This is a genomic window from Sphingopyxis sp., assembly GCF_965279725.1.
Classification (GTDB): Bacteria; Pseudomonadota; Alphaproteobacteria; order Sphingomonadales; family Sphingomonadaceae; genus Sphingopyxis.
Map to the genome: position 1 here is coordinate 900,798 of NZ_CBDIIL010000003.1, position 11,553 is coordinate 912,350.

An 11,553-nucleotide genomic window follows, 5' to 3' on the forward strand; every position below is an offset into this window, starting at 1 on the left:
GATCTTACCGCAGCGCCCGGATGGAGCGCACCGCGCTGCCGAACGAGGCCTGGAATTCGGAAGGCTTATAGGCGTTGGGATCTTTCACCGCCGCATAAGCGCGGTCGATGTCGCCGCGAATGCCCGCCGCCGCGCCAACCGTCACCCGGCCCGAAGAAACCATCGCGTTGAGCAGGGTATCGACTCCCATCACCGCCTGCTGCGATCCCGAATAGTCGGTGTAACGATCGCTGATCGCCTTTGCCGAAATCGCATCGACCATCGCGAAGGCGTCGGCGCCCGAGAAGCTGCGCGACGCGAAAGCAGATTTCAGCGCCGCGACCGTCTGCGACAATTGTGCCGCCGCAGCGACCGCGCTGGGCCGGTCGGTCGCCATCGCCTTGTGGAACGCCGCGGTGCGCGCTGCGAGTTGGTCGGCGAGCGCGGGCGCGGCGAGCCGCGCGGCGGCGGCGAGCATGATCAGATTCTCGTCATTATAGGGCGGCATGCCTTCGGGGATGCTCCGCCCCGGATTGTCGAGCCCCGTCCGCACCGGCTTCGCCTGATCAAAAATGCGGCGGTGGCAACTGTGACAATCGAGGAAATAGAATTCGGGAAACATGCCCTCGGTCCCGCGCCGCGACTGGAACAGCGTCAGACTACGCTCGATCGCGGTCGCCTGTCCCACCGCCCACATCTGAACATGGTCGGTGCGCCCGTTCGCAGCGCCGAATTTGCGCCAGCTATAATCACCATCTTCCTGATGATGCGCCTGGAGCGACGAGAAAAGGTCGAGCTCGAACGCGATGCGCGGATGGCCGGCGGCCATGATGCGGTGGGTAACGAACTGCCCCTCGCCCGCCGACCCGAAGTGGCAATCGACGCAGACGCTGGCGCGGACGACAGGATCCTCAAGCTTTTTGAGGCCCGCCGACAGATTGGCAAGATGCTTGTCGCGCATTTCGCGGTCGGGATCGGCGTTCGTGCCAACCCCGGCATAGTGACTGGCGAGCCAGCCGCCCGCAGGGCCGTGGCACGATTCGCAGCCAACGCCGTCTTCGGCAGGGACGGCGCGCGCGGTACCCGCGGTGCTGTGGCACCCAAGGCACATCTGCGCCTTGGCCGGGTCGCCGATCCCCAAATTGCGCGCGATGAACTGGCTGCGATTGTTGCTGAGCACCGCCCAGGCGCGGCTGTGCGCACCGCCGGGGGTCGATGGCTCCTGCCATTTCATCAGCTCGTCCTGGCGCACGACGCTGCCATCGCCCTCCATCCGGCCGTGGCAGGTCGAGCCGGCGCACGAGGCAACGCCGGTATAGCGCGCACCGCTTTCGCCTTGCGACCGGGCCGGGGGAGCCAGCACGACCGCCGCGATTGCCAGCGCAAACAGCATCGCCGCGAACGCCGCAATAGCCGCCCACGGTCGTTCGCCGCGCCTTGAAACCGCGTCGGTCGTCATGCCCAGAGTCCCCTTTTCCCGGTCGGACGCTTTTGCGCCTAAACCACTCCAAACGCTAGCATTGCGTCAGCAACTTTTTTGAAGCCGCCGATGTTCGCGCCTTTTACATAATCGATATAGCCGCCACCCTGATCGCCATAGGTGATGCAGCTTTTGTGGATGCCGTCCATGATGTCTTTGAGCATCTGTTGCAGTTCGGGCTCGCTCCAGCTGCGACGCCCGCTGTTCTGGCTCATTTCGAGGCCAGAGACCGCGACACCCCCGGCATTGGCGGCCTTGCCCGGCGCGAACATGATCTTCGCATCCTTGAAGACATGCACGCCTTCCAGATTGGTCGGCATGTTGGCGCCTTCGCTGACCGCAATACAGCCATTCTTGACCAGCTCGCGCGCATCGTCGCCCAGCAATTCATTCTGCGTCGCGCAGGGCAGCGCGACATCGCATTTGACCCCCCAGGGGGTCTTGCCCGCGGTGAAGCTGGCGCCTTTAAACTCGGCGCAATAATCCTCAATCCGGCCGCGACGAACCGTCTTATGCGCCTTCACCCAGTTGATTTTTTCCTGATCGATGCCGTCGGGATCATGGATGAAGCCAGCCGAATCGGACAGGGTGAGCACCTTGCCGCCCAGCTGGACGATCTTTTCGGCGGCGTGGGTCGCGACATTGCCCGATCCAGAAATCACCGCGGTCTTGCCGGTCAGATCCTGCCCCTTGGCAGCGAGCATGTTGGCAAGGAAGTAAACGGCGCCATAGCCGGTCGCCTCGGTGCGGATCAGCGAGCCGCCCCATTCGAGGCCCTTGCCGGTGAGCACCCCGGTGAATTCGTTAGTGATGCGCTTATACTGGCCGAACATGAAACCGATTTCGCGCCCGCCCACGCCGATGTCGCCCGCCGGAACGTCGATGTCGGCGCCGATGTGGCGATACAGCTCGGTCATGAAGCTCTGGCAAAAGCGCATGATCTCGCGCACGCTCTTGCCCTTGGGATTGAAGTTTGACCCGCCCTTGCCGCCGCCCATCGGCAGGCCGGTCAGCGCATTTTTGAACGTCTGTTCAAACGCCAGGAACTTGAGCACCGATTCGGTGACGCTCGGGTGGAACCGAATGCCGCCCTTGTACGGGCCGATGGCGTTGTTGTTCTGTACCCGCCAGCCACGCTGGACGCGCACATTGCCCTGATCATCTTCCCAGCAGACGCGAAAAGAAATGACCCGATCGGGCTCTGCGATGCGCCGCAAAATCTGCTGCGCGTGATAGTCTTCCTTGTCCGCGATGAAATCGAAAATATCTTCCGATACTTCCTGTACGGCTTGCACGAACTCGGGTTGCCCCGGGTTACGCTTTTTCACGCCTTCCATGAACGTCGAAAAATCGACGTGATCCGAAACTGCCATGCACCCCTCCCCTAAAAATGACTGGGAAAGTCGGTGCGACCCCGACGATTTTAATCGTTGACCGACCTTGTATGTCAAAGGCTACACCATCGCCAAGCAAAGGCAATATGACAGCGCGCACAGACGGCATTTTTTCGTGGGCCGCACAAAGGGGCAAAAATGAACGAGACCAAGAGCATGATACGCGGCATGACGGGTACCAACCGTGCGATTTTGATCACCGCCTTCGTGCTGCTAGCGGCGGCGGTCGGCTACGCGATCTGGCGCGATTCGGCGCCGTCGGCTGACAATCCGGCGGCGCAGACCGCCGCAGCGCCGTCCGATCAGCTCGCCGCCCTGGAGGCACGCACCAAAAACGAACCGAACAGCGCCGAGGCGTGGACGGCACTGGGCGCGGCGCGATTCGACCTGAGCGATTTCGTCGGTGCAGGCGCCGCTTATGAAAAAGCTGTCGCTCTGTCGCCCGATTCGGCGGGGCTATGGTCGGCGCTGGGCGAGGCGCGGGTGATGGGCAGTGACAGCGACCCGATGCCTCCCGAGGCGCTGGCGGCGTTCGAAAAGGCGATCGCACTCGATACCAAGGATCCGCGCGCACGCTATTTTCTGGCGGTGAAGAAAGACATTGGCGGCGACCACAAGGGCGCGATCGACGACTGGTTCGCGCTGCTCGCCGACACGCCGCAGGGGGCGCCGTGGGAGGCTGACCTGCGTCGCACGATCGAACAGGTCGGGCAGATTCACAAGATCGACGTCGCGCTCCGGCTGACAAACACGCAGGCGCGGCCGCTGACCGCTGACGAAATGCCCGTCGCCGCGCGCGCCATTCCCGGTCCGACCCGGTCGGACATGGAAGCCGCGTCGCAGCTGCCCAAGGGCCAGCAGGACCAGATGATCGAGGGCATGGTAAGCGGGCTGGAGGCCAAGCTGAAAGCCAATCCGGCCGACGTCGACCGCTGGATCATGCTGATGCGCAGCCGCATGACCTTGGGTGAAACGGCGAAAGCGGCGCAGGCGCTGAAGGATGGCATTGCCGCCAACCCGGCGGCGGCGGGGCGGTTGAAGGCGCAGGCGCAACTGCTGGGGGTGCCGGGGGCATGACAATCGACCAAGGGGAATATCGAATGAGAATGATGACGGCAGTCCGAGCGGCGCTGCTCGCCGCGATGGTTGCGGCGATGCCCGCCGCCGCGCTGGCAGCGAGCCCGGTGAATTTTTCTATCGACGGCGTGGCGATTACCGGCTCGAGTCCGGAAGGGTACTGCACCCCGACAGGTCAAGCCAAGCTCGCGGGCGACCTGCTCGCCAAGGGTGATGTCGAAAACCAGACCCCCGCCATGTTTGTTCGCTGCGAGCAGCGCGACAGCGCCCTGGACATGAAATATGACTATTATCTGATCAAGTCGCCGCGTGTTTCCTTTCCGGAAATGAAACGTGCCGAGTTTATCGCGTTGATGGTCAAAGAACTGGCGCTGCCCCTGTACAAGAATGGCGGGCCTTGGGTCGACAACGCCGAAGACGGGTTGTCGACCGCATTCGGTACAAAAGTCGACCTGAGCGGTGATATCAAACCGCGCGGGAATGACGATGTCTGCATCTATTTGGGCGGCGAGGTGAAGGTCGCGAGCACCATCGCCACCTATCCAATCGCGGTCGGCGGCTGCGGCACCATCATCGGCGGCAAGATGCTGTTCATCTATTCCTATGACGATCCGGCCAAACCCAATAGCGTCGCGGTCCAGCTGCGCCGGGCGCGCGCCTTGGTCGACAAACTGGCCGCTGCCGACGGGCGCGCCGACTAAGGTCAGGAGATGGGGGGTCAGGAGATGGGGGTCAGCCCGCCATCAGCGCCGCATTGCCGCCCGCTGCGGTGATGTCGGTGCTGATCGTCTTCTCCTCGGCAAAACGGTGCAGATAATGCGGGCCGCCGGCTTTCGGGCCGGTCCCCGACAGCCCGCGGCCGCCGAACGGCTGCGACCCGACGATCGCGCCGATCTGGTTGCGGTTGACGTAAACATTGCCGACCTGCGCGCGCGCCGCGATATGTGCCGCAACCCCGTCGATGCGGGTGTGGACGCCCAGCGTCAGGCCGTAACCCGAGGCGTTGATCGCATCGATCAGCTGGTCGAGTTCGCCGCCTTTCCACGTTGCGACATGCAGCACCGGCCCGAAAATCTCGCGCTTCAAATCGGTGATATGGTCGAGGCGAATCACCACCGGCGGCACGAAATGACCGCCCGCGGGCAGGTCGTTCCGCATGGCTTCGGCGATCACGCGCCCCGCCGCGCGCGCTTCGGCAACATAGGCGGCGATGTTCGTCTGCGCTTCGTCGTCGATGATCGGGCCAACGTCGGTCGATAGCAGCGCCGGATCGCCGATATTCAGCTCGGCCATTGCGCCCGCAACCATCGCGATCATCGTATCGGCGACGTCTTCCTGCACGCACAGCAGGCGCAAGGCCGAACAGCGCTGCCCCGCCGACTGGAAGGCGCTGGCAACCGCGTCGCGCGCTACCTGTTCGGGCAGTGCGGTCGAATCGACGATCATCGCGTTGGCGCCGCCGGTCTCGGCGATCAAGGTCGCGATCGGGCCGTCGCGCAGCGCGAGACCGCGGTTGATCGCGCGCGCGACCTCGGTCGACCCCGTGAAGGCAACGCCGATGATATCGGCATGGCCAGTCAGCGCGGCGCCGACGGTCTCGCCGCGACCGGGCAGATAATGGAGCACGTCGCCGGGTATCCCGGCCTCGAGCAGCAGCTCGACCGCCGCATGCGCGATCAGCGGAGTCTGTTCGGCGGGTTTCGCAAGCACGGCGTTCCCCGCTGCGAGTGCCGCCGCCACTTGGCCGAGAAAAATCGCGAGCGGGAAGTTCCATGGGCTGATGCACACGAACACCCCCTTGCCTTCGAGCATCAGCTCGTTGCGTTCGCCGGTCGGGCCGGGCAGTGCGACGGGATAGGTGAAGTCGGCGCGCGCCTGACCGGCATAATAGCGCAGGAAGTCGACCGCCTCGCGCACTTCAGCGATCGCATCGATCAGCGTCTTGCCCGCTTCATCGATCGCAAGGCCAAGGAACAGCGCGTCATGCTCTTCGAGCAGATCGGCAGCGCGTTCGAGCCGTTCGGCGCGGAAAGCACCGCCCGCGAGGCTCCAATTGTCCTGCGCCTTGCGCGCCGCGGCGACGGCATCGGCAACCGCGGCGGTATCCGCCTCGATTACCTGCCCGACGATGGCCCCTGTCGCGGGGTTGCGCACCGGATCGACCGCACCCGTTCGCGCCACGCCGCCGACGACCGGCGCGGCAACCCGATCGCTGCGCCGCGCGGCGCCGATCGCGGCGACCAGCGCTTCAGGCACGCCGGGTTCGCCGAGGTCATAGCCGCGCGAGTTTTGGCGCGCGGGACCGAACAGCCCGATCCCGTTCGCGATCTTCGACGATGACGCGCTGGCGACGCTGCGCGGATCGACCGCGAGCTGTTCTGCGCTGACGTCAGGGTCCGAAAACTGGTGGACGAAGCTGGAGTTCGCGCCATTTTCAAGCAAGCGGCGGACGAGATAGGCGAGGAGGTCGCGGTGGGTGCCGACCGGCGCATAGACGCGCACCGGACGCGGCGGCGGGAACAGTGCGACGAGCGCGTCATGCGCGCCCTCACCCATGCCGTGCAGCCGCTGCAGTTCGTAATCGGCGCCCGCGAACAGTTCGGACACATAAGCCAGCGTCATCGCATTGTGGCTGGCGAACGCCGGATAGATGCAATCCTGCGCGTTCCGCAACAGCTGGGCGCAGCGCATATAATTGAGGTCGGTGTGGAGTTTGGCGGTGAACACCGGGAAATCGCCAAGGCCCAGCGTCTGCGCGCGCTTGATCTCGGTATCCCAATAGGCGCCCTTGACCAGCCGCATCGACAGCTTGACCCCGCGGGCGCGGGCGCGCTCGGCCAGCCAGTCGATCACCGCCGGGGCGCGCTTCTGATACGCCTGGATGACGATGCCAAGCCCGGTCCAGCCGTCGGCGATTCCGGCGTCGATCAGCGCCGCAAACACATCCATATGTGGTTCGAGCCGGTCGCTTTCCTCGGCATCGATCATCAGCGGGATGTTTACCGCGCGCGCCGCGCGCGCGAGCTCGATGACGCGCGGCACCAGTTCGCCGGTCACCCGCGCGCGCTGAAGATATTCATACCGCGGGTGGAGCGCCGACAGCTTGATCGAAATACCGTGATTGGCGTGCGGGTCGCCCGCTTTGGCGTCGCGGCCGATGCGCGCAATGGCATCGGCATAGCTGTCATAATAGCGCGCCGCATCTTCCGCGGTGCGCGCCGCTTCGCCCAGCATGTCGAAGCTGGCAAGTTCCGACTTTGCCTTGTCGGCGCGCTTCACCGCGGCGTCGATCGTTTCGCCCATGACAAACTGCTGGCCCAGCAGCTTCATCGCCGCGAGTGCTGCCTGCCGGATCACCGGCTCGCCCGAGCGGCGCACCATCGATTTGAGCAGGGTCAGCGGATTTGCCTTGCTGCCCATCGCGCCCAGCATCAGCGTCGCCGACCCGAACGACAGGCCGCGCGACGACAGCGCGACGATCAGCGGACTGTCGCCGCCATCGCCCTCGGCCCAATGACGTCCGGCGATCTTGTCGCGGATCAGCGCATTGGCGGTCGCATTGTCAGGCACGCGCAGCAGCGCCTCGGCGAGGCACATCAGCACCACGCCCTCCTCGGTCGACAGGCGGTACCGGTTCATCAGCTGCGCGACGAGCGTCTCGCGGTCACCCTCAGCCTTTGCCTTACGGATCAGTGCGAGCCCGCGCCGGGTCACCGCGTCGACGCTCGCCGAAGAGGTCGCCAGCGCGGTGCGCAGATCGGTGACGATGTCGGCTTCGCTGCGGCGGGCCAAGGTGCGGAGGGCGGCGCGGACAGGCGCGCGGTCTGAGGTGGATTCGGTCATCGCACGACTATATCGCACGACTGCTCAGCAATCCGCCTAAAATCTGGCCCATGAAACGACATTTTGACCTATTATCGAAACTATTTTAGGCGATTTATATGAAAGACAAGACATACTCAGTCGATCTGGACGATTTCGATCGAAAAATCCTGTCGATCCTGCGCCATGACGGTCGCATCACCTTCACCGAGCTCGCAGAGCATGTCGGCCTGTCCAAGACCCCGTGCCAGCAACGCGTCCGGCGGCTCGTCGATAGCGGCGTGATCACGGGCTTTGCCGCGATCGTCGATCCCGCCAAGGTCGGGCTGGACCATGTCGCCTTTGCGGAGGTGAAATTGTCGGACACGCGCGAGGCCGCGCTCAAGGAGTTCAACGCGGCGGTTCGCCGTATCGCCGAAATCGAGGAATGCCACATGATCGCGAGCAGCTTCGATTATCTGCTCAAGGTGCGAACATCAGACATGCGGCGATACCGCACCGTGCTGGGCGAAAAGATTTCGAGCCTGCCGCACGTCGCCAGCACCTCGACCTTCGTCGTCATGGAAACGGTACGCGAAGCCGCGCGCTGAGGGTGCCGGCATCACGACGGCAAAAACATTGACCCGCGCCGCGGATGGCGGCAAAGGCGCGCTATCGGCAACGTATCGCCGCGCGCGGGTGTAGCTCAATGGTAGAGCTTTTGCTTCCCAAGCAAGTGACGAGGGTTCGATTCCCTTCACCCGCTCCAGACTTTCGCAGCGATTAAGCGGAGCTAGATCGCGATCAGCGAAAGTCCGGCCGACCTCGCGTAGCGAGGATCGGCGGCATGGCTTTGTCATGCCGAAACACCCTACCCCACCGCCTGCACCGTCACCTGCTGGTTCAACATCTCGATCTCGCCATAAGCGGTCAGGAAGCTGATGTCGGCGGCGTCGCGGCCGACGGCGATCTTGGCCATTTCGCCCGCTTTCGCCATGCCGGTCGCATCGACCAGATGCCAGGCACCGCCCAGAAACACCTCGGCCACCGCGTGGAAATCCTGCGGTTCGACGCCAAGCGCATAGACGCTGACGACGCGCGCCGGAATCGCCGCGGCGCGCGCCAGGCTGACCATGACATGCGCATAGTCGCGGCACACGCCCTGGCGCAGGACAAAGCTGTCGAGCGCGCCCGTTTCGGCGTCGCTCGATCCCGATACATAGGTGAAATGCGTCTCGATCCAGTCGCGCATCCGGCCGATCTTGGCGCCGCCCTCGACATCGCCGAATTCGTCCTGGACGAAGTGGATGAATTTGTTCGCCGGGCAATAGCGCGATTCGTTGAGATACTGGACCGTCTCGCCGGGCAGCCGGTGCATCGGCACCTTACCGAGCGTCCGATAATCGACGAGATCGCGGTTGATTTCGACCGTCGAGCGATAGCGGACATTGAGCTCGCCGCCGCGGCGGAGCCATATCCGGTCCCCGATCAGGTCCTGCGCCGCGACCCGCGCGAAATATTCGCAAGGCCCGACGTCGAGCACCGCGTTCAGGATCGCTTGTTCGGGGATCGCCGCCGCCTCGATGTGCAGCATCAGGTCGACCGGATCGCCAAGGCGGTAGTCGAGCGCGGCGGTGATTTCGAGTTTCATCGGCAGGTAACGCTCCAAAGCGGGATCGGTGCCGCTAGGGCGAGAAAAACAGCGGCACAACCGAAAAGCATTGGCGCGATCCTCCGCCGCCGCTGTATGACGCGCCGACCCCTTCGTTCCCGGGATATTTTGTGACCGCATCGCGTACCATCCCCTTCATCGTCGCGACGATCTTTATCGACGCAGTGGGCTTCGGCATCATCATGCCGGTGCTGCCGCAGCTGGTGATGGAAGTCGGGCGCATCGATCTCCCGCACGCCATCGAGGTCGGCGCGTGGATCGGGCTGGTGATGGCGGTCGCGACCTTCCTCGCCTCGCCGTTGTTGGGCAATCTGTCGGACCGGTTCGGGCGGCGGCGCGTGCTGTTGTTGTCCCTGACGGGCCTGACGATCGATTACGCGTTGCTGACCGTTGTCGGCACCCTGCCGTGGCTGTTCGTCGCGCGGGCGCTGTCGGGGGTATTCGGCGGCAGCTATGCGGCGGCGCAAGCCGCCATCGCCGACATTACAAAGCCCGCGGAGCGCGCGCGCAACTTCGGCTTCGTCGGCGCGGCGTTCGGGGTCGGCTTTGTCGCCGGCCCGGCGATCGGCGGCTTTCTGGGCGAGATCGGCCCGCGCGCGCCGTTCGTCGCCGCGGCGATCCTCGCCGCCGCCAACATGTTCTATGGCCTGTTCATCTTCCCCGAAACCTTGCCGCCCGAGCGCCGCCGTGCCTTTGACTGGCGGCGTGCCAATCCGCTCGGCGCGCTGCAGACGATGCGCGGGTTGCCGGGGATGGGCGGGGTCGCGAGCGTGCTGACGCTGTGGCAGATCGCCAGCCTCGTCTATCCGATGACGTGGAGTTTTTACTGCATCGCGCAGCTCGGCTGGACCCCGGGGATGATCGGCGCCAGCCTGGCCGCGGTCGGGGTGATGATCGCGCTTGGGCAGGCGTTTGTCGTCGGGCCGATGGTCGCACGCTTTGGCGAGCGCGACGCGGCGACGATCGGCATCTTGGTCGCGGTTGCCAATTATGTCGGCTTCGCCTTTGTGACGTCGACCTGGGGCGCTTTTCTGTTGTTGTTGCCCGTTGCGTTGCAGGCTCCGGTGCAGCCGTCGCTGAACGCCCTGATGTCGCGCCGCGCCACGGCGAACACGCAAGGCGAGGTGCAGGGCATATCGGCCATGTCGATGGGCTTGGGTCAACTCTTCGCACCGATCCTGCTCACCGGAACGATGGCGTATTTCACAGCCGACGCCGCGCCGGTCCATTTTCCCGGCGCCGCGTTCATTGTCTCGGCAGTGTTCGGCTTGTTTGCGGTGGTGATGCTGCGCCGCCTGCCGCGAGTGACGCGAACCAGCGACGACGCGCCTGATCAGATACCCCCGTCGGTCACCGCATAGCCCGCGGCCTCGATCCCGGTGGTGAGCATCGCAACGCAAGCCTCCACATCGGCGGCGACCGTCGACCGGATGACAAAATTGGCCCCGACCTTGCCCTCGCGAAAAAACGGATAGCTGCCGATCACAACTCCCGGATGATCCTTTTCGCCCTGACGGAGCAGGTCGGCGATCTCGCTTTCGGGTGACCAAGCGCCGATTGTGTGCGCAACCAGCGGCGCACCGCCTTCGAGTTCGCCAGTCAGCGCGTCGAGCATACCCGCAGTGATATGCGGCACCCCGGCCATCACGAACAAATTGCCGATACGGATCCCCGGCGCCCCCGACATCCGATTCGGAATCAGGGCGGCGCCTTCGGGGGTGCGCGCCATGCGCAGCCGCGCCTCGGTCAGTTCAATGCCGCGGCCGCTGTAATAGCGTTCGAGGATCGCCCGCGCATCGGGATGGATGGTCACCCCGACCCCCAGCGCCTTGGCCACTGCATCGACGGTGATGTCGTCGTGGGTCGGGCCAATGCCGCCGGTGGTAAAAACATAGTCGTAACGCGCTCGCACCGCGTTCAGGGCGCCGACAATCTCGTCCTCGACGTCGGGGACGATACGCACCTCGCGCAGGCGAATCCCCTGCGCGTCGAGCCAGGTCGCGATCTGGGCGACGTTCTTGTCATGCGTGCGGCCCGAGAGAATCTCGTCGCCGATCACCAGTACGGCGGCTGTCCAAATGCGTTCGTCGCTCATCGCTTTGCCTTAGCCGGACGCCGTGACAAAACAAGCCCACTGGAACTCGGACAAT

At 64.5% G+C, this 11,553-nt stretch carries 9 protein-coding genes and 1 tRNA gene; 5 read left to right on the top strand and 5 right to left on the bottom strand.

Annotation, left to right across the window (positions count from 1 at the left end; translation table 11 throughout):
• Nucleotides 1–4: 4 nt before the first annotated feature.
• Nucleotides 5–1,438 carry a multiheme c-type cytochrome gene (locus ACQY6T_RS13175; protein ID WP_428631351.1) on the bottom strand — a complete coding sequence of 478 codons (1,434 nt, stop codon included), beginning with the start codon at nt 1,436–1,438 and terminating at the stop codon, nt 5–7.
• A 38-nt stretch (nt 1,439–1,476) separates the two neighbouring features.
• On the bottom strand, nt 1,477–2,832 hold the full coding sequence (gene gdhA, locus ACQY6T_RS13180) for an NADP-specific glutamate dehydrogenase (RefSeq protein ID WP_428631353.1): 1,356 nt from the start codon (nt 2,830–2,832) through the stop codon (nt 1,477–1,479).
• 159 nt (nt 2,833–2,991) lie between these two features.
• Between gdhA and ACQY6T_RS13185 the strand changes: the two genes are divergently transcribed.
• Both ACQY6T_RS13185 and ACQY6T_RS13190 read left to right on the top strand, forming a co-directional pair.
• Entirely contained in the window at nt 2,992–3,930 is a 939-nt protein-coding gene (locus ACQY6T_RS13185; protein ID WP_428631354.1) for a tetratricopeptide repeat protein, read from the top strand.
• Between the two features lie 23 nt (nt 3,931–3,953).
• On the top strand, nt 3,954–4,631 hold the full coding sequence (locus ACQY6T_RS13190) for a hypothetical protein (RefSeq protein ID WP_428631355.1): 678 nt from the start codon (nt 3,954–3,956) through the stop codon (nt 4,629–4,631).
• A 31-nt stretch (nt 4,632–4,662) separates the two neighbouring features.
• Here the strand turns inward: ACQY6T_RS13190 and putA are convergent, their stop codons facing one another.
• A complete protein-coding gene (putA, locus tag ACQY6T_RS13195; RefSeq protein WP_428631358.1) occupies nt 4,663–7,773 on the bottom strand; it encodes a bifunctional proline dehydrogenase/L-glutamate gamma-semialdehyde dehydrogenase PutA in 3,111 nt (1,036 codons plus the stop codon).
• A gap of 98 nt (nt 7,774–7,871) precedes the next feature.
• Here putA and ACQY6T_RS13200 point away from each other — a divergent pair, with 98 nt between their 5' ends.
• Nucleotides 7,872–8,342 carry an Lrp/AsnC family transcriptional regulator gene (locus tag ACQY6T_RS13200; protein WP_428631359.1) on the top strand — a complete coding sequence of 157 codons (471 nt, stop codon included), beginning with the start codon at nt 7,872–7,874 and terminating at the stop codon, nt 8,340–8,342.
• Nucleotides 8,343–8,426: 84 nt separating this feature from the next.
• A tRNA-Gly gene (locus ACQY6T_RS13205) sits at nt 8,427–8,500 on the top strand.
• A 102-nt stretch (nt 8,501–8,602) separates the two neighbouring features.
• Here the strand turns inward: ACQY6T_RS13205 and ACQY6T_RS13210 are convergent.
• The gene (locus tag ACQY6T_RS13210; protein ID WP_428631361.1) at nt 8,603–9,382 is read right to left on the bottom strand and encodes a transglutaminase-like domain-containing protein; all 780 of its coding nucleotides are present in this window, start codon (nt 9,380–9,382) and stop codon (nt 8,603–8,605) included.
• 131 nt (nt 9,383–9,513) lie between these two features.
• Between ACQY6T_RS13210 and ACQY6T_RS13215 the strand changes: the two genes are divergently transcribed.
• Entirely contained in the window at nt 9,514–10,764 is a 1,251-nt protein-coding gene (locus tag ACQY6T_RS13215) for a TCR/Tet family MFS transporter (protein WP_428631362.1), read from the top strand.
• Here the strand turns inward: ACQY6T_RS13215 and ACQY6T_RS13220 are convergent.
• The gene (locus ACQY6T_RS13220; protein ID WP_428631364.1) at nt 10,737–11,498 is read right to left on the bottom strand and encodes a competence/damage-inducible protein A; all 762 of its coding nucleotides are present in this window, start codon (nt 11,496–11,498) and stop codon (nt 10,737–10,739) included. The genes ACQY6T_RS13215 and ACQY6T_RS13220 overlap by 28 nt on opposite strands.
• Nucleotides 11,499–11,553 lie beyond the last annotated feature (55 nt).